The sequence below is a fragment of the Flavobacterium sp. GW821-FHT12A05 genome (assembly GCF_058807735.1).
Window position 1 is genome coordinate 109,306 of record NZ_JBXAQY010000001.1, and the last position, 22,077, is coordinate 131,382.

Below are 22,077 nucleotides of genomic sequence, written 5' to 3' on the forward strand. Positions count from 1 at the left end.
AAACTCTTATTTATATAAAATTGATCTTATAAATATTTATTATTATATGTATTTGATTTAGCTAATTTAAAACCACCAGTGATTCCATTATTAGCATCATCAAGAATTTCCGAATACGTTTTAATTAATCTTCCAGCGGCATCGTATTCAAATCTTGTTGCAAGGCCATTGTTTGAAATAATATGGGTTAACTCATCCCATTCATTATAAACATATCCTGTTATTGATGCAGCCACAGGACGGATCATAAGATCATCAAAATATACTATTGAAGTATCTGCTGAAACTAAATAGATTGTATGCACCCCTGCAGCTACATTTACATAACCAGATTTCAGTACCCAGTTTCCGGCAGTGTATGATTCTGTAAAATCCACTATAGTACTATTATTATTTATCCTTGCTTTTGCAGCGTTTGATTTTTCAACCCAAACAGATACTTTGTATTTACCAGGTCTATGTTGACCACTTCTCATAGCGACCCCAAATTGTGAACTTGATGAGGCTGCAATTGATTTTTTGCCTGTATGATAATAAGTAGAATTTATTGAGGCATTATTCATTATCACTTCTGGTTCTATAAAGTTAACGAAACCTGTCATAGGGGCATTTTCACCACCAGCAAAAAATATTTCGTTATAACCTGCATTTCCTACAACAGTTACTTTGGTATTATTATCTCCCATTTTTGTTGATGTATAATTACCATTTATATCTTTTGTTTCAAGTGGTGCCGAAAAATGATCATATAATGTTATTTCAGAAATTTGCTTCCATTTAGAAGATTGTGGGTCATTTAAAGGAGAATTCCATTTAAAATCATCATCAGTGTCATAATTATTGCCACTGATATAACCTTTAAAAATACCATTGCTGTCTTTTTCTCCATTCCAAGTATAAGATTTATGTTTTCTCCAGATTTTTTCATTTAATAAAGTTGGAGATTGCGTTGCTCCAGCCATGTCTTTATATGACCATATATTATTCCATGTTGTAATACCAACACCAGTTTCTTTCCATGGTTTACTTGCACCGCCATTTTTATCAAAAATATAAGAATAATTAACTGCTACCTGAGATAACATGTTTTTGTATGTATTAGGATTATCAACTTTTGATCCCATTCCTCCATGTCTTAAATATGCTGGTACAATTTTAGTTTTGGTTATTTCTCCAGTACTATTTATTGTTCTTGTTTCAGTTGCCTGACCAGTTAAAAAGTCATAATTATCATAATAATTTGTAGACGACCAACCTCCATTTATTGTGGTTGTACTTTCTAATCTTGATGGAAAAACAACTTTTCCAATAGAATTGAAAGTATATCTGAAATCTTTTGCATTTATTGAATTTCTCTTTGTATATTCTTGTATAGCATATTTAAAGCTTTCTTGCGAAATACCATTTTCTTTGTCATCATATTGAAATTTTTTATATTTATTAATAGTTTGACTTATCAATTGCTGTTTAGAATTAAAATGCCTTACACTTAATAGTTGTCCTAATGACGAAAAATTATCGTACAACATGATCTTAGAAGTAGATACTTGACGATAATTGGAATTAAATTCTCTTCTACTGCCTCCGAAAAATTTTAAATAAAACTGATCTCCAAATTTATAATCATATTCTCCCTCATTCTGATTACTTTGCATCAGATCGTCCATTACTCTAAAATTAAAAAGAGAACTGGATAATGTTTCAGAATTGTTTTTTATAGTTGCCGTTACATATTCATATTGTACATTAGGTGAAGGAATTTCTTCTACAGCCTGAATATTATCTGCCACTTGCGGGTTATCTGATGGCTCAAAAGAAGTTACTCCTGATATATTTGTTGTGTAAGGATTTCTATAGTCATAATCCGTAAATAAAATATTACCATTATTAAAATCTGAAGTAGTAATTCGTCTAACTCTCAGTCCGCCTCCATTCTTTCCATTTCGGCCATATTGGGCAACTAATCGATTGTAATTAGCAATAATCTTAAAACTAAATGCGTATTCAGCCTGATTTGGTTCAGAATAAGTATATTGTTTTATCTCAAAATTTCCAGTACCACTGCTATGATAGCAAGATGGACCTTCGAAAAATCTTCTTTGAAGAGTAATATCTGTTTTATTGTTAGGCTTTAGAGTTAATTTTTTATTTGGATTATCTATACCAATAATGGTGTAATTATTTGTGTACTCATTCATGCGGGAATAATGAGTAGGATCTTTAAATTTAAAAGTTAAATCGATTTCTTGGTTTAAGCTAAATACGTCATTTAAATTATCGGATGAATATTTAAAATCTGTATTTATTGTTATAATATCATCTTGTACGGTATATTTAACAGGAGTATTGGTTAAAGGCTGGCGAACTCTATAATAATCAGCAGCAGAACTCGCGACTGTATTAGTGTTTAAAGCTGCTTCTCTCGAAAATGAATCAGGTTCGTAATCAATTTTTATTTTACCCCCAATAGGTGTTATAATTTCATTTAAACTCCATGCATCGGGGTTATCTTTTACATAGCCCCAATTATCTGAATTAGTGAAATTATACGGAACAGTACTTTTTAAGTAATTGAACTTATATGCAGGCATCGTTTTAATGTTATTTTTTCCATTAAGTTCAAGACTTCTTAAAGCCAGTCTTCCGTTATTTGCATTAGGTAAATTATTTCCTAGACTATAGTCATAATTAAAATTGATGACTTTTACAGCCTTGGTCTGAATATCAAAGCCTTGTGATTGATTTAAGATGTTAATATCTTCTGTATCAAGTACATTTTGATCAGTGTTAATATCCGAAACTTTTACATCATAAGGATTTTTACGGCATACATCATATGCTCCAAAAAAACCAAAATCAAAATAAGTGTAACCTTTCTTCCTATTGGTTCCAGTCCCTAAATTTTTATTTGCATTTGCAGCATCATTATTTTTTAACAGTATTATTTTATCAAGTTTCAAACTTAAATTCTCAGGTAAGTCTACATATTTATAGGTTCTATGCTTATAATCGTAGTCAAAGTTAAAATTCAAGGACTGGTATGTATTAGAACCACTTGATACGGGTACATAATAATATCCTTGCTCTATTGGTCTGGCTATTCTGTCTTGAAATGTTTGGGTTAAGTTTATAGGCATTGCACCAGACTGATATTGTCCATTTCGGTATTGTATAGAGGTACTTTTGTCATCTTCTCTAACTGACTTAACAAATAAAGCAGTATGGGTACGGGTTTTAACTTTATCTAAGTAGTAAATTTCTTTTCGGCCCCAAAAAAAGAAATTTTTACTATTATATGTTTTTCCTCCAACTTTTGGAGATCTCCACCCATATCCATCTGACCATTTTCCATACTCAAATTGAACATAATATCCATAATCATCCTTGTCAATAATGTTGTTATTGTTAATGTCTACATAATCAGGACCTGTAACAGCAGTTAATAGCCAATGTGTTGCATATGGTTTTGTTTTAATTGTTTCTAAAAATTTATCATTTTCATTACTCGTATTTGAGTAATTTTTATAAACTTCCTCAAAGCTGTATACAGGTAGTGAATAATGATATACTTTCCCATCTAAAGCGGTAATTCTGTAGGCTCCAATTCCATTTTCTGCAATATTTTTATAGTACTGTCTATCATAATTTGATGCTTCCAGAAAAGGAGTTGAACCTGTATTTCCATCTACAATTTGTTTATTTGTAAAAGCCTCAATGTACTGTCCATCTCTTTTTCTGTTACCAACCTTAGTTAATTGCCCATCTTTATTATAATTAGAGCTAAAAGTATTATCAGTATCGGTAACAATATTATTTACAAATCTTCCCATTTCATTTGAACCGTTGGAATTGACAGTATTATTGTCTAAATTAAATGTAGGGTCAAGGGATTTAAAATCTCCTGTTTGTGTTCTTAAAAAGGAAGAATTTACATTATCAAAATAAAAAAACAGTTTGTTGTTTAATTTATAGTTACTATCATTTGTGTTTGCAGGATATGTTAAATATGTTGCAAGATCATTTGCTTCATCTCCTTTGCCATAGAGCATAACTTCATCATAAATTCTTGGAGAAAATGAGCCGGACATTCCCTGTGCTGTTGCAGAATAGTTGTCATAATCAGGTAATGTTATTTCTGCTTGTGTAAACATTCCTGTGCTAGATGGACGATTTTTATCTACAACGTTATGAGTTCTAACATCCATTGAATATTTTATGTCCTGTTTGTATTGGGATTCTTTTTTTGAATCGAAAAGATTTAAAGTTCCAGAATTATAGCTGTTGGTAAGTTTAAAAAGCGAATATTCAATGTGTGTATGCTGATAAGCTATCCAAAAGAAACCAGCTGCATTTAAATCAAACCCACGATTAAAGTTATTTATATAATAATCTGAGTTTGTAACGGGCGTACTATTATTGCTCGAGACATTTAAAAATTGTGAAGTTACTTTGTTTGAAGCAGTACTATAAGAAACACCCAAAGCAGAGGCTTTTACTTCTCCGCTGGTATTTATAGTAAGGCCATTGTATGAGGCACCTGTTGCAGATAGAGTGTATGAACCGGAAACTTTTTTTGAATCTAAATTATATCCAACACCAACTCCTGCATATGAAACCTCAATTTGTTCAGAACCTACTCCAATTCCTACTCCTGCATACCCCACAGTTCCCCCCCAGGCTTTATGTGCTCCCCATGATCTACTCATTCCAATTGTTATACCATTAGGCAGAGTACCTCCTATTGAGAAGCTATAGTAGTTTAAATTTTGTCCTTGATCGTATAATAATTCTGAAACTCTTGTTTTATCCCAATCATCTGGAACTCCTTTTACGGATCTATTTATAGCACCAGGATTTAGACTCCATCCAAGACCAACCCAAGAAGCTTCTTCGTCCATTGCTATTCCCGCATGATTTGATAATGTAAGCGGATAACCTCCTTCTGGACTTGGTACATTTAATAAAGGCAAAACATAAGACATGTCTCCTGTATTAAGATTAACCATATCTGTGGCATCTATAGGTTCAAAACTAGTAGCTTCTGGAGCAACTGGTCCATTATTAGAAGCAAATAGATTATTAGGTAATAATGTTGGAAAAAATATCAACAAGAAAAAAGTGGCAATAATACGATGGCGCTTGTGGTATTTGGTCATTGGTTTATGATTTTAAAAAACTAGTTGAGGTTCGTTTATTAAGGCTTTGGTATTTATTTTGAATTTAACATCTCCGGTATTAAGACCCAAATCTTCGATTACAAAATTTAGATAGTCTTGTTTTAGATATTTTTCGTCACGGGGATAGACTATCATAATAGAAGTTGAGTTACTCATGCCGTACATTCTTGGATAAATAAAGTCGGCTAGGGCAAGGGTATCTTTTGCAGGGGTGTAAACATGTAGTTTTTCCTCCATTCCAAAAGCTAAATCATTGACCATTTGACCAAATTTTGCTTTGTCTTGCGCAACACTATTTAATAACTCCTGATTGTTTTTTGACATTGAAAGATTGAAATACAAAAACTTATTGTATTGCTTCCTTAATTTCTCTATCTCAGAAGGACTATTGTTTTCTGTTAATTCCTGTTTTACTAATAAATCAGTTGGTCTATATTGTAAAACATAATCAACACCAGATACCGTTTTTTTATAATGATAGCCGTTATCTTCGTCTTGTATATAAGCATTCATTTCCTCTTGTGTATCAAATGATTTGTTACAAGAGGAAATAAATAATAGTAAAATAAATGGTAAAAGTTTATTTCTTATCATATTCAGCATTAAGGCCTTTTAAAACTTTTTCGGTCAAGTCAGTAGATTCATCTGCATACATGATGTTTCCGCCGCCACTTGCGCCAAATATGATTTTGTAGTTGTGATTTTTTCCGTATTCTTTGATATAATCGTTAATATCGTTAATTACGGTTTGTGTTACTTTTTTATCTTCTTCCTGAATTTTTTTCTGAATAGCTTCTTGATAACCGTTAATTTGCTGCTGTTTGTTAGATAACAATTCTTGCTTTAATTTTAACTCTTTAGGAGATAAAGAAGCTCTCTCTTTTTCGTAGTTTTTTAATTCATTTTGCCAGTTACTGATTAAGGAATCTACATTGGCTTTCATTAAAGAGGCTTTTTTATCAAATTCTGCTTTTGCAACTTTTGTTTTACTATATCCAGTGATTAATTTATTAACATCAACATATACTAATTCTGAACTTGACTTTGCAAAATAGATTGCAAGAATGCTTAACACAACTGCTAAACAAGCAGCATACAAGGGGATTTTTTTCATTTTGTTTATTAGGATAATTTTAACAATATTAATCAATTAATTGCTAATTTAATCAGATGTATATTATTTTTTTAACATTTTTAATTGATTGATTTTTAACAAATTATCTATTTTTTATCTCAATTAATCAAATTTAACTAAATGAAAACTATCTGAATTATCTCTAAAAATCATACAAATATGTTTTTTTTATTTTAAATTTCTTTACGGGAAACCACATTATCACATTTTTTCTTAAAAAAATAAATTAGATGATTTAAGTTCATTTTCTTAACAAAAAAAGAGCAAAACTTTAAAGTTTTGCTCTTTTCAAAATAAGGTTAATTTTGCTAATTTTTATGTCGAAAAAGTCAGTCCTTTAGCTTTAAAATTGCTAAACAAAACTTGTTTGGCTGTGCTTATCGTTTCTTCTGTTCTGTAAATACTGCACCAGAATTTAATTTGTAATTTGAATTTTCCATCAGAAATAGAATTGTAATAAATCTGAGATGGTTTATCGTTGTTTACTAAAGGAAGATTTTCAAGAGAATTTAAAATAATGGCATTAATTTCTTCCGGAGCTGCATCTCCACTTATTTCAATAGAAATATCTACTAGTTTAAAGTTATCTGTATAGGTCCAGTTAGTAATATTTTGAGATAATAAATTACCATTCGGAATAATGATTTCTGCGCCATTTGGGGCATTGATTTTGGTGGTTCTCAATCCCATCGATTTTACGCGTCCTCTTTCAGAACTAATATCAATAACATCTCCAATTTGAATAGGTTTATCAAAAATTAAAATGATACCAGAAACGAAATTGTTTACTACGTTTTGAAGTCCAAGTCCAACACCAACACCTAATGCTCCTAAGAGAATACTCAGTTTATCTAAAGGCATTCCTGAAGCAGCAACGGCTAAAAGATACCCTACAATTAATACAACAAGTCTTGTAATGAGTAATTTAGAATGTTGTCTTTTGTTGATGTTTTCTTCGTTTTCATCTTCAATCTCTCCAAAAAAGTAAGCTACATAATTCTGTAATAAATGCGCAGCCCAAACAATGATAAAGAATAATACAATATTTCCTAACGTAAAAGTGATGCTTCCAATAGTATTTGGACGACTTAGTAAAGTACCCAGAGACGAACGTAACGATTCCCAAATGTTTAAATTGGAAGCAATTACAACCAGCCACATATAACTGATTACTATTATAAATGGTTTTTTCAATGTATCGGATAAATTCTCATAATCAAAAATCTTTTCGATACCACGTTTTACTCGGGTTGTGTAAATCTGTAAAAGAATAATTTCCAGAATAATTTTTAAAAGAACGCTTAATGCCACAATTTGAGTCAGCGAAATAAAAGCGGTTAAGCTCAACATATTAGACAGAGAAACTCTTCCGAAAAGATTATAAAGTATCGATAAAACATTTAATCCAATAAAAATGATGCTTGCCCATTTAAAAAATCCTTTAATATACAATTGATCTTTTAAACTTTTAATCTGAACCAAACCATAGCGGATTCCTAGAGCATTGATAATGATAAATGAACAACGTTGAAATAATCCAACTTCGATAAAAAGGTCCAGGAAACAAAGCGCAAAAAATAACCCGAAAAGCAATAACCAGTTCCGCATTGATTTTCCAGACCAATCATTTCTAAATAAAATAGTCAGAACACCTAATAAAGCCAATTGAAGTAATTCTAAAAACAGGGCAGGAGCGTATAAATTTGTTACTACGGCAATGTTCAGCGTTATTACAAGAACTGGAAGAATTATACCTTTGTTTAAATATTTAAAATTAAAAAGAGCAAGATTTTCTGCATGACCATTAGATTTTAGGTATTTCAAATTACGTGAAATATACCAGGCTAAAAGTCCCATAAAGAAGCATAAAGTAATTAACCCGCCGGCTTTGTAGCTTAAATAATAAGCGGCAACATTTTCCTCAATTATAACTTTTGCTTTAATGTTGTGCGATACTACTTTTTTAGATGTAGTATCTGAGCTCCATAATGAAGGATATTCTTTTTTTAGAATACTGATTCCTGATTTTTCTAGTTTAGTTTCTACCGTTGTCAAGGCATTTGAAACGGCAATTTTATGCTCAACAGTCAATCTCTTTTTTAGATTTAAAGTCTCCTGATTTTTGGTCATCAGACTGTCGGCTTTTAGATATCTTTTTTTAAGATTCGCTAATTCTGTTTTGAATTGCTTTCTTAAAACAGTATCCTTTATTAGCGTAAATAAAGTTTTGTCTTTGCGTAGATCGATAATCCTGTTTTTAATTTTTTCAAGATTCTGATTACGCGTGTTTATCGCTGTATTTTGATCGTTTAATTCTTGTTCAATTTCTTTCAAAACGATGCGATACATTTGCTGATTGCGCACATTTGGGTTGGCGCCTTTCAAGCTTGCTAATATTAAATCGAGCTTGCTTTCGGTTCTCTTAATGTCTCCAAACAAATGGAATGTGCTTCCTTCAAATTCAGCATCATTTGCGGCAGATTCTAAAACATCTCCGGCTTTTTCAATAGCCATCAAATAATCACTGTCGGTAGCGGTTTCTTCAAATAATTTGGATTTGTTTTCTGCTTTAGGAGCTGAAGCAGGTGTCTGTGAATACGAAAATGATGTAAAAAAGAACATCATCAATAAGGCTGATAAATAGAACGAATTTCTTTTTGAATTCATAATTAATTTGGTGTTTAAAAGTCACCAAATTTAATCGTTTTTTGGATAGGATTGGTTTAGGCAGAAGGAAAAATGATGAAGTCAAGTCTAGTGGGGATAAAAGACAAAATATCTATTAGTATTTTAAAAATGCTAATAGATATTTGTAGATTTTTTTTAGCTTTTTATTAGATTTGGTAAGCCTAATATTTAGTCTAGGTTGTATACTAATAGATTATGTTATAGGTAATTAATTATTGCCTTTCTAAAGCTTACTGCAGACACTAGGTCACCATCTGGAGCTCCTGCATTGACGGTTGCCATACTTGAGTGTACATTAATAATACAACCTGTTTTTATATTTTGAAAAATGGCATCTTGATTTAGTGTGGCTCCAATTTTTGTACATACTGGAGCATAAATTGATTCTAAAGAAGTACAATCTCTAAAAATATAATATCCTCCGCTTCCCATATTGGTTAATTTAGGTACGTTTACCGTTTTTAATGAGTAGCAGTAATCAAAATGATGTCCTCCGGAAAAAGTTGTACATTCAGGCAGACTTATATTAATTATTCCAGAATGATTGAAGGGGCCAGCACCACTACCATTGCCTTGTAAGACTAATAGTTTTGGAAAATTACACCATCTAAAATTTAGAGTACTCCCGAAAGCACTTGGATATAATTGTGTCACTAATCCATTTTTATCATCGAAGTATGTAATGTTTGAATCTGAAGCAAAAGTACTTGAAGCGATTGAATAAGTACCAATAACCATAAATTGAATATCATTTCCAATAATCGAAAAAGATTTGATTCTTGCTATTGGTAAACGTAATTTGGCGGCGACTAATTCTGGAGTATTGAGGGTACTTGCAACACCCCCAATAAAAGTATTTGCCCTATATTTATTATTACCAAATATGGTATTTTGTAATAAGCAGCTCATGATTAAATTTTATAATTAAAAATTGGTGTTTATCTCTAAATTGTACATTACAATTAAATTATGGAGATACATAAACAATGTTTGCTCCTCTTGCTCCAGAAGCATATATTAAATCACCATCAGGAGCACCGGCATTTATTGTTTGTAGAGCTGCCGGTACAGTTATTGTAATTCCTGTCTTTATGTTGTTAAATACAAGGTCATCTTCTGTTGTCGTTCCGCAAGATTCAAGTAAAGGGGCATTTATTGATGAATATGCGGAGCATTCTTGAAAGGCTTGATTTCCAAATGAAACGCAGTTTGTTAAATCAATTCCTGATCCAGTCAATAAAGCACAACCATGAAAGGCTTGTTTTCCAACACCTTTTATTTTAGATGTAGTCAAATTGCTTAACTTAGAGCACATATAAAAAGTACAGGTATCAATATCACCAGTTAGAAGCGGAGCATAAAATGTATTTAAGTTTAGGTTATTGTTAAAACAAAATCCAGTTTTAATCAGGTTTCCTCCTGTTATAGCTGTTAATTTTGGAGCAGAAAAAGTAACAAGAGAGGTATTAGATCCGAATGTTCCCTGTGCTAGACTATTTCCAATACTTTGGATGGTTTTTAATTCTGGGAAATTATAGGAAGTGATTTTAGAACATTTTAAAAATGCGCCGTTATTAATTGTAGTTACTTTATTTGCTGTAAAATTAGTCAACAAATTACATCCGCTAAATGTTTCCGATTCAATAATTAATAACTCATTTAAGGAATTTATAGTAGTAAGCTTAGTACAGTTAAAAAATGCTTGTGCTCCGATTACGGTAGATGTTGATAAATCAATGTTAGTTAATTCAGAGCAAGAATAAAAAGCTTGTGTGCCAACACCTTTTATTTCAGATGTAGTTAAATTATTTAACTTCGAGCACATATAAAAAGTACAGGCAGCAATATCACCAGTTAGGAGCGGAGCATAAAATGTAGTTAAGTTTGGATTACTGTTAAAACAAAATCCAGTTTTCGTCAGGTTTCCTCCTGCTATAGTTGTTAATTTTGGAGCAGAAAAAGTAACAAGAGAGGTATTTGATCCAAATGTTCCCTGCGCTTGACTATTTCCAATACTTTGGATGGTTGTTAATTCTGGAAAATTATAAGAAGTGATCGTGGAACATTTTAAAAATGCACTACTATTAATTGTGGTTACTTTATTTGCTGTAAAATTAGTCAACAAATTACATTCCCTGAATGTTTCTGATTCAATAATTAATAACTCATTTAAGGAATTTATAGAAGTAAGTTTAGTACAGTTAAGAAATGCTTGTGCTCCGATTACTATAGATGTTGATAAATCAATGTTAGTTAATGCAGAGCAAGAATAAAAAGCTTGTGTGCCAATACCAGTTAGTATTGATGAAGTAAAAGAACTTAACTTCGCGCACATGTAAAAAGTACAGGCAGCAATATCACCGGTTAGAAGCGGAGCATAAAATGTAGTTAAGTTTGGATTACTGTTAAAACAAAATCCTGTTTTCGTCAGGTTTCCTCCTGCTATAGTTGTTAATTTTGGAGCAGAAAAAGTAACAAGAGAGGTATTTGATCCAAATGTTCCCTGCGCTTGATTATTTCCAATACTTTGAATGGTTGTTAATTCTGGAAAATTATAGGAAGTTGCAGAAGTGCATCCCCAAAATGCTTGATTATTTATTGTTGTCACTAATCCCGAGGGATCATTATAGTATGTGAGTGCTGTAACTCCATTAAAAGCACTATTAGGAATAGAATAATTTCCTCCAATAACTGCAAATTGAATATCATTCTGAACGACAGCAAAAGATTTGATTCTTGCAATTGATAAACCAAGCTTAGATGCAATTAACGCTGGAGTATTAAGTGTATTTGCAACTCCTCCAATAAAAGTATTTGCCCTATATTTATTATTGCCAAATATGGTATTTTGTAATAAGCTGCTCATGATTAAGTTATATAATAAAATTGTTGTTTGTCTTTTTTTATAAATAAATTTAATTTGATATTGCTATAGCTTGATAATCGAATGTAATACCTTTTTGAGTCCAAGTCATACCAAAATCAGAGGATGAATAAATATACCCGCCAGATACTGCAATGACTTGAATTTTTCCATCTTTTGACATATCAAGACAAGAATAATAAACATTGTTAAACGTATTTGTTTTAACAGTCCAAGTGACGCCAAAATCAGAAGATATATGTACAAATTTATTTTGTCCAATCACAGTTTGATATTTACCATCAATACTCATTGCGACTTTTGGAAAGGCAAAGTTTCCATAAGCTGTTTTGCTTGTCCACGTTAAGCCGCCATCATTAGACACTTTTATCGTACTTCCACTTGATACAGCTGTTATGTATTGCCCATCATCAGAACAACAGACAGCTGAAACAATACCGTTTCCTGTTATAGGTGTCCATGAAAGACCATAATCAATTGACCTCACTATACTTGCGCCGTCAATATTTGTTGCAAGCATATATTGACCTGTTCCGCTTACAAAACAATCTCTTCTTCCGCCATATACAGCAAGATTCCATGTTACTCCATAATCTGTTGATAAATATGTACTTCCGCTCGATGCTGATGCTAACATATATTGCCCTGTATCACTCACAGATACACAAAAATATGTTGCCCCAGCTAAAGTTGTATTTGTAAAAGATTTACCAAAATCAGAAGATAACACTACACCAGAGTTATGCGCAAGAAGAACATATTTATTATTTGCAGATATTGATAACCCTCTGGTAGATGATTGAAAACCTCCGCTTGCAAAACTAACGCCATTATCTGTTGACTTTTGAAAGTTTGCTCCATAAGCACCAACAATAATAATACCTTGGTAAATTATTGTGGCACCTCTTGTTCCTGATGCATAAGTCAAATCACCATCAGGCGAACCATTGTTTACGGTTTTAAGATATGACGAGACTGTTATTGTAGCTCCTGGTTTAATGTTAAAAAAAACATTGTTAGTTCCTAAATCTGTACCGCATTTATTTAATGCCGGCATGTAAATATTTGCAAGCTGCGAACAACCACTAAAAAAACCATCATTTATAGAAGTAACTAAACCAACTGTGAAATTTATTAGTTTACTGCAGTTTAGGAACATATAAAGGCCTAAAGTTCCAGTCAATTTGGGAGCGATAAAATCTTGCATATTAACACAGCCGTTAAAAGCTCCTCCGGTTCCAGTAATATCAGTTAAATTATTAGCTGTAAAACTGACACAACCAGTATTATTTTGAAAAGTTCCACTAGTTCCGGCACTTGTACTTGTGGTAAAACTTAACAATGATGGAAAATTATAATGTATTACTGAATAGCAGTTATAAAAAGCGGTTGCGCCGATAGAAGTTACCGAGTTGGCAGAAAAACTTGGGAGTAAATAACAGTTTTTAAATGAATTTGATCCAATGGTCAACACATTATTCATATTATTGATATCATTCAAAACTACATTTCCATTAAAAGCATCATTTCCTATAGATGTTGCTGTGCTTAAGTCTAACCTAGTCAATTTTGTATTACCCATAAAAGCACTATCCTGAATTTCAGTAATTGCACCTATGGTGATTGATGTAAGATTAACATTATTTCTGAAGGAATATAAAGGTATTTTACCGTTTAAATTTGGTGCATTGAAAATCGTACAGGCTGAGTTTCCTTCGAACGCTGACCCAGTACCTAGTAATGATGTTAAACTTGGAAATGAAAAAGAAAGACAACTTGTGTTGTTTTGAAAAGTTCCACTTGTTCCGGAACTGGTATTACTAGTAATAGTTGTTACAGCAGGAAATAAATAGTCTACAGCATTTGTACACCCAAAAAAAGCTGCTATATTGATACTAGTGACTAAACCACTACGATCACGAAAATACGTCAAAGAAGTGTTACCGCTAAAAGCATTTAAAGGAATAGAATAATTCCCTCCAATTACCATAAATTGAATATCATTCTGAACGACAGCAAAAGATTTAATTCTTGCTATTGGTAAACCTAGCTTTGATGCAATTAACGCAGGTGTATTGAGTGTACTTGCAACTCCTCCTATAAAAGTATTTGCCCTATATTTATTATTACCAAATATGGTGTTTTGTAGTAAAGAACTCATAATATATTTAATTAAAATTATAATAAGAGCTGACTTGTTCAGTTTAATGGAATGAGTCAGCGTCTTATATAATGTATTGAAGTTTAATTTTTAGTTTATCAAGAAACTACTTTTTTACAAGGTTTAGTTTCAATTTTATACCCATAGTTTTTATATAAGTATTAATTTTCTTGGGCTATATTCCTCCATCTGTTATTACCCAATTATTTGGTGCAGATGTTAAAATTGCTTTTCCCGAACTAGAAGCCGATGTAGATTTTGCTGTTCCGAAAGTAATTATGAGGGAAGGTTTTAAGTTTTTTGAACTCCATCCGTTATAAATTGCATCTAAATTTGCTGTTGAAAAGTTTGCGGGAGATTTATTTATCATGAAATTGGTAAAATTAGTTACGTTGCTTACATCCCAATTTCCAATATTTTGATTAAAGGCAACGCTTCCTGCTGTAGCACCAAACATTTGAGACATATTGGTTACTGCTGATGTATTCCAATTTCCAATAGGTTGATTAAATGTGGTTAAATTATGAATATTAACATTGGAAAACATTTGATTCATGTTAACAGTCCCAGTTGTTTTTATAGCCCAATTATTTATATCCGGACTACCTCCATTATTGAACGGTTTTGCTCCTAAAAACATATTTGAAAAATCAGAAACTTTTGAAACATCCCAAGCACCAATGTTTTGATTAAATGATCCTCCATCAGTACCTCCCTGACTAAACATACTAGACATTGTTACTACATTTGAAGTATTCCAATTTCCAATTGGCTGATTGAAATAATGAAGTCCATTTCCTGTTTTTTGAAACATACCGCTCATATCTGTAACTGCAATTGTATTCCAGTTTCCAATTGGCTGGTTAAAACTCATGGGGTAACTGCCTCCACCACCTTGAAACATAGTACTTAAACTAACAGTTCCGGTTGTTTTTAAAGTCCAATTATTTATATCTGAACTGCCTCCATTATTGAAAACAAATGCACTATTAAACATTGATGAAAAAGAACCTACCTTACTGACATTCCAAGAGCCTAGATTTTGGTTGAATTTATTCGCTCCTTGAAACATTTGTGACATATTTGTTACGTTTTCAGTATTCCAATCTTTTAGCGGCTGATTAAAAATTATTGCATTTAAAAACATTTGCGGCATTGCTGTAACTGCAGATGTATTCCAATTATTTAACGGTTGATTAAATGACGATGCATTGGTAAACATTGATTTTAATGTTACCGGACCAGTGGTTTTTAATGACCAGTTATTAATATCAGAACTTCCACCATTGTTAAATAATGTTGAACCATAAAACATTAAAGAAAAATCACTAACATTCGACACATCCCAAGATCCTATGTTTTGATTGAATTTAGAAAAATAAAATGTATAGGATAAATCTGTAACACTTGAAGTATTCCATTCATTAATCCTATTAATGTAAGTAATTGTCGAGCAGTTGGTAAAAGCATGCTGTAGAGATGTAGTTCCGGTTAAGTCTAAAATATCGGCTACAGTACTTAAATTTAGATTTTGGCAGCCATAGAAATAAAGGCCTTGGTTTGTTCCCAATTTTAAATTACCCCATTTTGATATTGACAATATTTTCAGTTTATCACCTACATCTTTAAATTGCCACCCAACACATGTTCCTGTAATTGTTACGGTATAATTTCCAGGTAAAGAATAGTTATGAGTAGTTTGTGATTGATTCCATGCGGTTATTTTGTTAGTTGTTCCATCTCCCCAGTCAACAATAAAATTATAATTTCCTGAATTAATTAATGGCAGTTTTATTTGAGAAGCAGTACTCGATCCGTTCGAAATATTATCAGTTTTCCACGTAGAAATAAAAGGTTTATAAGTTAATTTATTTCGTCCAAAAACGGTATTCTGTAATAAGCCGCTCATTTTAAACGCCTAATAATAAAACACTATTTGTATTTCCTCTTTTAGTAAAGGTAAAAATTTGTTTTTCGGCAGTTACAGAAGGTGTTCCAAATAACCAAGTATGAGGAGCAGTAATAGCCCATGTAACATTTACTCCAGGCAGGGTGATTCCGTTAAAAATAAAACTTTCTAGTAACGAAGCAGGAACAGTAATTGTACAGCTGGTAGTAAACAATACTGTTTTACCATGCCAATCAGACGGAATAGTTTGACTTGCACTTACTTCAACCTGATTAGCAATGTCTTGTTTTTTCGATAAATCAATATTTCCGGTTCCAACGATAGATTCTCCATTTACTGTTTTAAAATTATTAGAAGTAACTAAAGTTCCGCTTGTTGAAGGAAAATTTAAATTTAAATCAGTTGGTACATCCGTATTAAAACGAATAGTTTTGTAAGAGTCATTTGTTCCTATCGCCAATTGATTAGGTGCGGTGGTATATACTGTTCCTCCAGAAGCACCTAATATAATAGCTCTGGGATGCTGATTTCCAGCTCCTGCATAATAACCCAAAGCGGTAACCATTTCTTGAATTGTTCCGTTACCTGCATTTTTACCAATAAAAGTTGATTTACGGCTAAGACCGGCCATACCACCGGATCCCACCTGAACTGCATCTTCACTTTCTGCTCCAACAAAGATCTGTTTACCTTCGTTACCAATCCACATATTTTTTGTTGCAGAATTGCCTGTTTCCAGAACGGATTGTAAATCCTGCTTACTTGCTATGCTGAATTCCAATTCTCCTTTTTGGTTTGTTATTAAAGTTTTATTAGGTGCACCTGTTTCTAAATCAGATACTTTTATTCTATTGTGATTTGTTGTCTCCATGTTTTTTTAATTAGAATTTTATAATAAATGCTTTCGGAATTACCGATTGCTGTCTGTTTTTAATACGTTGATTGAATAATTTTAGCAGCTTATTGAACTTTAAAGAAGATTTAATGGTTGAGTAAGAATGAGATCAGTTTTAGGAATACTTTTGTCCCGAATATGATAGAAAAACTATTTAACATATTCGACTTTACATATTTAGCGGTTTCTCAAATCTTACTTCAATTATTTACTTCTTTATACTATTATGAGTTTACCATTTATATCGTATGGTTTTGATAAATCAAATTCGTAAATACTGCTGGTGTAAGAGCTCCAAAACATTTTTAAACCGTCAATACTAAAATTAACAGCATAAAAGTTAGCAGCTGGAATGACTGTAGACAAATTAATTGAAGCAGAAGTATTTGCTCCAGCTAATTCATAAGGAGCTTTTAATGAAATTTTCATAACGGATCTTTCACCAACTAATTTTGGGTGAAATATTGTTTTACCATCAGGAGTAAAAACAAATGAATTAGCTGAAAAATTGATGCTTTGCGAAGATACAGCAGTATTCAAATCCCAGGGTGTCGTCAATAAGTATTTTATTAATGAACTTCCTGTATGATTAAAAAAACTCATCCCGTCTGGTGTAAAGGCAATTGTATTAGTATAAATCCCAAAACTCTTAAATCCTAAATAACTTGCGGTGCTGACATCCCAAGGGGTGGATAAAAGGTAACTTAAAACAGAACCAGAAGATGTACCTGATACAAATAATCTAGTACCATCGGGTGATATATAATGTCCCCTTGGCTGGCTTTCTCCATTTTGATTTATTGTCAAAGAACGATTTAAGTATACAGCTGTACTAATGTCCCAGGGTGTTGATAAAGAATATTGAGCCACTGAGTCAGGACCATTGTGCAGCGTAAGATATAATCTTGTTCCAGTAGGATTGAAAGAACTATACATCTGAGTAGATAAATTTATTCTATTTTTTCCTCGATAGTATATTGTACTTACTTTAGACCTTCCAAATATTGTTTTTCTTAATCCCATAATTATAGACCTAAAATCATTATTGAATGCTGACCATCGTTTTGCATAAAGGTAAATATCTGTTTTTCCCCTACTGTTGGAGGTGTTCCAAACTCAAATGTTTTAGGAGACGCAATAGACCAGCTTAATGAAGTTCCTATTTTTGTGATTCCTTCAAAACACATTCCTGAGTTAATAAATGAACTAGGAATTGACAGTGTTCCAGTACCGGTAAACTTTACCGTTTTTCCGTGCCATGTATCTTGAATAATTGCAGGTAATGTTACATTGATTTGATTTGATATATCTTGTTTCTTTGAAAAATCAATATTTCCATTTCCAAGAATTGATTCTCCATTAATCGTTTTTAAGTTTAAAGAAGATGTTATATCATTAAACTCTAATTCACCATTTTCATTAGTCACTAAAACTTTATCTCGCTGATTCGTTTCTAAATCCGCAACTTTTATTCTGTTATGATTTGTGTTCATAAGTTATTTTTAGTTAAAATTGACATTCTAAATAGATCTCACCAGTTTCGGCAGATATTGATAATACTGGTCTGTTATTGCTGCCAGGTGCAAAATCCTCTTTATCACCATTAGAAATTAGAAAAAAGTTGTAGGCTTGTCCTGAAACTAGTAAGTCTAATTGAGAAGGAGTCAGATTTATTTCGTTGTATGCTGTAGAATTAATTGGAACAGAAACACTATTGATGAATGTAGTTGAGTCCCAATCGTTCCAATCCTGAAGTTGAAAAGCTTGATTTAATGGGATTAAAATATTTGCAGCAAATAAATTAAAAGTCAATGCGTTACCAACTGTATTTTCGGCAAACTTAAATTTTATTTTAGCAGATTGCGGTTTCACTGTGATCGAAGAAGTATCGATAACGCCTCTATATCTATTAACATAATAGAAACTATCGCCTCCAGCTCCAATAAAAGTATTATTGATATGCTGTAAATCTGCAGCAATGGCATTCTTGCAATCATTCCATGACGAAGCTTGTTTTTCAAAAATAACAGACTTTGCTGCAGCCAGAGATAGAATAGAAGGAAGTGTTGTGATGTTTAAAACATTACTATTACTTGAATTTCCTGATGCATCTTTTGCTTTTACATAAAAACCGTATGTAGTAGATCCTGACAAACCTGTTATAGGATAACTAAGTACATCAGCTGAAGTTGAGCTTAGTAAAATTCCATTTTTGTAAATGTCGTAACCCGCAACTATTCCATTGTCAGTCGATGCAGTCCATGATAATGTTAATGTACTTGTGGTAATTGAAGACGCGCTTAAAAATGGACTTGTAGGCGGAGTTGAATCAGGAATACAAGTTCCTAAATTATTCGCATAAATTTGAGCATTATTTTCGAGCCAGACAATGGCTTGATTATTCGCATCGATTATACTTTCAGATGAAACAAATTGATTGGCATAAGCAATAAGTTCAACTTCAGTACCTGTTTCTCCGGCAAAGCAATTATTTTTTGCAACAGTTTTAGTTTGTTGCGTATTATAATATCGAACGGCAGGGGGGCACATTGTTGTATCTAAAGCCGGTGCGAGATAATCTGGATCTGTGGTTACATTAGGTTTTATTTCTCCAGTTGGAGTATTGTCATCAGTATAGTATTTTTCTAAAAAAGCAAAAGACATGTATCCTGTGTTTTCCATATTTTTAATAAGTTATTACAACCTTTGCAGTTGATTGGTTATTAGAATAATTAATGTAGCCAATAGGAGCAGCTTGATCTATTGAGAGTTGTTTACCCTGTACTGAAATATTTTTCGAAAAATTTAATTGCTGTACTTGGTTACCGTCATTATTTATAATGTCTTTACCTTCTTTTATCATTGTACCGCCAAGGAAAGTGGTAATTTCTACATCAATATTTCCGCTAGCCTTAGAAACCCACCAAACTCCAGCCATTCTAATTTGAATATCATTCAGATTAGAATAAACTTCTTTTACTTTTTTAAAGTTTACCAAACAAGTTTCGGTACCTGTTACATCCTGAATGTCACCGCCCCACATAATGTAAGAATCCTGTGCAATTGCGCTAGTCGGAATTTCATTTCCGAGTCCAAATCCTACCCATTTATTGTCTAAAGCACTAAGACCTGTATTTATAAAACCAGTAAAAGTATCTAAATCAACGCCGGCACCTGGAGCCCATTTGTATTTAATTACCATATAATCAAAAGGTAATAATGTTGTTGACGGTTCTAATACACATGAAGGATTCGCCCCACGCCATGCCGTAGGTCTAATTGTGCAGGCTCCAGTGTTGTTGGCATAAGCCTGAACATTTGCTTCGAGCCATGATTGGGCTTGCTCGTTTGCTTCGGCAATACTTATTGTGGATACAAATTTATTAGCACCAGCAGTTAAAGTAACAGGATTTCCAGTTGTTCCTTTTGAGCAGTCATTTTTTTTAACCGTTAACGTTTTTTCGGTATTGTAATAAACCTGTGTACCTTCTATTGGCGTATAATCGTCTAAATAAGAAAAGGGTTTATATGTTGTGTTTTCTTCCATACATTATGTTTTAGTAAGTAATAATGTTGTTTTTTTGTTTTCTAAAACCATTAAAAAGTTGTTGAGCAATTTTTTTATTACAATGGTTTTGAAGGCCAGACAATAGACGTTAAATCATCAAGATCAGTTAAATCTCTTAGTGCTTGTCTGTAATTTTTCCATTCTGTTTTTTTCTCATCAGAAAGAGGCGAATCTTCTACTTGAGTCCAGTCAGTTTCAGCAAGTAATATGTTTCTGGTTGTTCTTAAATTTTCCAGAATATCATCCTGACTTTGAACGAAAGTAGAGTAGGCATGTTTACCATTGATTACTTTGTAATCTTTAGATAAAGCTTGCTGCCATTCTTCTTCAGTTAATTCAATATTTGGCTGCGGAATATTCTCATGGATTCCTTCAACATAAAAGCCTGTGTATTCTCCGTTTTCGTTGTATGTTCCTTTGTACATCATTTTTTATTTTAAAGTTTTATTATTAATAACCAATTGCAAACATGTATCCAGAGCTGCCATCAATAATTGCATTGTATGATGTGTTTGTAACATTATAAACATGATTAAAACCTTTACTTCCAGAATCACGTCTATAAGTTGAAAGCACAACACTGCATGCTCTGTAAGGCCATGCAATAGGAAAACCGTAGTTAGTAGAACCAGATGTTATGTAAGCCCATTGAAGGATTAAGCCATTACTGAATTTTTGATATCCGCTGGCTAACGGCATAGTGTAATAGGAATGTCCGGCATCATAATCAGAACCTGTAGATGTAGATACAGAACCATCTGCCATTAAATATTGGTTAGAAGTACCTCCTGGTTTAATAAAACCTTTACTTTCAATTGCTTCTGTAAAAGTTTTATTTCCTTTAATAGATTGATTTGTAGTTAAATCAACATATTTTGTATTCAATTCAGGATCTGTTAAAGAAATTGGACCGGCATACCAATAATCGACTTCAATATTACGATTGCTTATTGGTGCAGAAAATTTAACAATTTTACTGCCGTCAACGATAGAATAGTCTTTGTTTTCTCTAAGCAGCTGACCGTTTTTATATATTCTCGCGCTGTATGTTAGAGGTGTTTCTTTTAACGTGATAGTGTCACTATTAAAAGTTAGTTCACTAAAATTTTCTTTGTAGGGAATGGATGCTTTACCAAACATTGAATCAGAACCGCCAGATGTTGGATTGATATTCTTAAACCAATAATTTACTTCAATGTTTCGACTGGTTATTATTCCAGAAAAAGCAATTACTCCAGTATTATGATTTAATGTATAATCTTTTTTTTCTTCTAATAGCTGCCCATTTTTAAATACTTTAACACTGTTTTCAATAGGCTGATGCTCTAATTCTATTGATGAACCCGTAAAATCATCTATAAACTCTTTGTAAGGAGCATAGCCGTTTCCGGAAAGAATTCCAGAGTTTTGAAAAACAGCTTTTAAAAGTGCCGGAGTAATATAATGTTCGTTTGATGTACCAGCTTCGACTATTTGAAAATTAGCTTTGTCTTCGTCTTTATGAACGAAACTTTCAAAGATCAGATCAAAGTCACTTTGCGTTGGTATATCCTTGTCCTGGAATTTAGTGCGAATATCATTTCTGCGTGTTGTTGCCATGTTGTTTAATTTTATTTCTTGCTTTAAATTTTATTGTTTAGCTTGATTTTAGTACCAATGA

15 protein-coding genes are annotated in these 22,077 nt (G+C 32.3%); all 15 read right to left on the reverse strand.

The genetic code is table 11. From position 1 onward, the window contains the following. Positions 1-26 precede the first annotated feature (26 nt). The 15 genes from AC1RRQ_RS00400 to AC1RRQ_RS00470 all read right to left on the reverse strand — a co-directional run bounded on the left by AC1RRQ_RS00400 (position 27) and on the right by AC1RRQ_RS00470 (position 22,016). The gene (locus tag AC1RRQ_RS00400; protein ID WP_493020330.1) at positions 27-5,156 is read right to left on the reverse strand and encodes an RHS repeat domain-containing protein; all 5,130 of its coding nucleotides are present in this window, start codon (positions 5,154-5,156) and stop codon (positions 27-29) included. Between the two features lie 12 nt (positions 5,157-5,168). Then, complete coding sequence (locus AC1RRQ_RS00405; protein ID WP_493020332.1) at positions 5,169-5,780, reverse strand: hypothetical protein; 612 nt, start codon at positions 5,778-5,780, stop codon at positions 5,169-5,171. Further along, the gene (locus AC1RRQ_RS00410; RefSeq protein ID WP_493020334.1) at positions 5,758-6,291 is read right to left on the reverse strand and encodes an OmpH/Skp family outer membrane protein; all 534 of its coding nucleotides are present in this window, start codon (positions 6,289-6,291) and stop codon (positions 5,758-5,760) included. The genes AC1RRQ_RS00405 and AC1RRQ_RS00410 overlap by 23 nt, the downstream gene beginning before the upstream one ends. A gap of 336 nt (positions 6,292-6,627) precedes the next feature. Further along, positions 6,628-8,979: a mechanosensitive ion channel family protein gene (locus tag AC1RRQ_RS00415; protein WP_493020336.1), complete on the reverse strand. Its 2,352-nt coding sequence runs from the start codon at positions 8,977-8,979 to the stop codon at positions 6,628-6,630. A 219-nt stretch (positions 8,980-9,198) separates the two neighbouring features. After that, a complete protein-coding gene (locus tag AC1RRQ_RS00420; RefSeq protein ID WP_493020338.1) occupies positions 9,199-9,909 on the reverse strand; it encodes a leucine-rich repeat protein in 711 nt (236 codons plus the stop codon). Positions 9,910-9,967: 58 nt separating this feature from the next. Further along, on the reverse strand, positions 9,968-11,866 hold the full coding sequence (locus AC1RRQ_RS00425) for a leucine-rich repeat domain-containing protein (protein WP_493020340.1): 1,899 nt from the start codon (positions 11,864-11,866) through the stop codon (positions 9,968-9,970). A gap of 49 nt (positions 11,867-11,915) precedes the next feature. Further along, a complete protein-coding gene (locus AC1RRQ_RS00430; protein WP_493020342.1) occupies positions 11,916-14,045 on the reverse strand; it encodes a leucine-rich repeat protein in 2,130 nt (709 codons plus the stop codon). Positions 14,046-14,220: 175 nt separating this feature from the next. Then, on the reverse strand, positions 14,221-15,954 hold the full coding sequence (locus tag AC1RRQ_RS00435; protein ID WP_493020344.1) for a BspA family leucine-rich repeat surface protein: 1,734 nt from the start codon (positions 15,952-15,954) through the stop codon (positions 14,221-14,223). 1 nt (position 15,955) lies between these two features. Beyond that, positions 15,956-16,825 carry a hypothetical protein gene (locus AC1RRQ_RS00440; RefSeq protein WP_493020346.1) on the reverse strand — a complete coding sequence of 290 codons (870 nt, stop codon included), beginning with the start codon at positions 16,823-16,825 and terminating at the stop codon, positions 15,956-15,958. Between the two features lie 240 nt (positions 16,826-17,065). Further along, positions 17,066-17,785, reverse strand: coding sequence for a YncE family protein (locus AC1RRQ_RS00445; protein WP_493020348.1), 720 nt, complete (start codon positions 17,783-17,785; stop codon positions 17,066-17,068). Positions 17,786-17,874: 89 nt separating this feature from the next. Further along, positions 17,875-18,342, reverse strand: a complete 468-nt coding sequence (locus AC1RRQ_RS00450; protein ID WP_493020350.1) for a hypothetical protein — start codon at positions 18,340-18,342, stop codon at positions 17,875-17,877. 13 nt (positions 18,343-18,355) lie between these two features. Next, on the reverse strand, positions 18,356-19,531 hold the full coding sequence (locus AC1RRQ_RS00455; protein ID WP_493020352.1) for a DUF5977 domain-containing protein: 1,176 nt from the start codon (positions 19,529-19,531) through the stop codon (positions 18,356-18,358). A 4-nt stretch (positions 19,532-19,535) separates the two neighbouring features. Continuing rightward, complete coding sequence (locus tag AC1RRQ_RS00460) at positions 19,536-20,396, reverse strand: DUF5977 domain-containing protein (RefSeq protein ID WP_493020354.1); 861 nt, start codon at positions 20,394-20,396, stop codon at positions 19,536-19,538. A gap of 77 nt (positions 20,397-20,473) precedes the next feature. After that, positions 20,474-20,845 carry a phage tail assembly chaperone gene (locus AC1RRQ_RS00465; protein ID WP_493020356.1) on the reverse strand — a complete coding sequence of 124 codons (372 nt, stop codon included), beginning with the start codon at positions 20,843-20,845 and terminating at the stop codon, positions 20,474-20,476. Positions 20,846-20,867: 22 nt separating this feature from the next. Continuing rightward, the gene (locus AC1RRQ_RS00470) at positions 20,868-22,016 is read right to left on the reverse strand and encodes a gp53-like domain-containing protein (RefSeq protein WP_493020358.1); all 1,149 of its coding nucleotides are present in this window, start codon (positions 22,014-22,016) and stop codon (positions 20,868-20,870) included. Positions 22,017-22,077: the final 61 nt, after the last annotated feature.

Coding starts and splice junctions, on each gene's coding strand:
- AC1RRQ_RS00410 (WP_493020334.1), bottom strand. CDS start 6,291: ATGAAAAAAATCCCCTTGTATGCTGCTTGTTTAGCAGTTGTGTTAAGC.
- AC1RRQ_RS00420 (WP_493020338.1), bottom strand. CDS start 9,909: ATGAGCTGCTTATTACAAAATACCATATTTGGTAATAATAAATATAGG.
- AC1RRQ_RS00465 (WP_493020356.1), bottom strand. CDS start 20,845: ATGATGTACAAAGGAACATACAACGAAAACGGAGAATACACAGGCTTT.
- AC1RRQ_RS00445 (WP_493020348.1), bottom strand. CDS start 17,785: ATGTATAGTTCTTTCAATCCTACTGGAACAAGATTATATCTTACGCTG.
- AC1RRQ_RS00440 (WP_493020346.1), bottom strand. CDS start 16,825: ATGGAGACAACAAATCACAATAGAATAAAAGTATCTGATTTAGAAACA.
- AC1RRQ_RS00405 (WP_493020332.1), bottom strand. CDS start 5,780: ATGCTGAATATGATAAGAAATAAACTTTTACCATTTATTTTACTATTA.
- AC1RRQ_RS00400 (WP_493020330.1), bottom strand. CDS start 5,156: ATGACCAAATACCACAAGCGCCATCGTATTATTGCCACTTTTTTCTTG.
- AC1RRQ_RS00415 (WP_493020336.1), bottom strand. CDS start 8,979: ATGAATTCAAAAAGAAATTCGTTCTATTTATCAGCCTTATTGATGATG.
- AC1RRQ_RS00435 (WP_493020344.1), bottom strand. CDS start 15,954: ATGAGCGGCTTATTACAGAATACCGTTTTTGGACGAAATAAATTAACT.
- AC1RRQ_RS00425 (WP_493020340.1), bottom strand. CDS start 11,866: ATGAGCAGCTTATTACAAAATACCATATTTGGCAATAATAAATATAGG.
- AC1RRQ_RS00455 (WP_493020352.1), bottom strand. CDS start 19,531: ATGGAAAACACAGGATACATGTCTTTTGCTTTTTTAGAAAAATACTAT.
- AC1RRQ_RS00430 (WP_493020342.1), bottom strand. CDS start 14,045: ATGAGTTCTTTACTACAAAACACCATATTTGGTAATAATAAATATAGG.
- AC1RRQ_RS00450 (WP_493020350.1), bottom strand. CDS start 18,342: ATGAACACAAATCATAACAGAATAAAAGTTGCGGATTTAGAAACGAAT.
- AC1RRQ_RS00470 (WP_493020358.1), bottom strand. CDS start 22,016: ATGGCAACAACACGCAGAAATGATATTCGCACTAAATTCCAGGACAAG.
- AC1RRQ_RS00460 (WP_493020354.1), bottom strand. CDS start 20,396: ATGGAAGAAAACACAACATATAAACCCTTTTCTTATTTAGACGATTAT.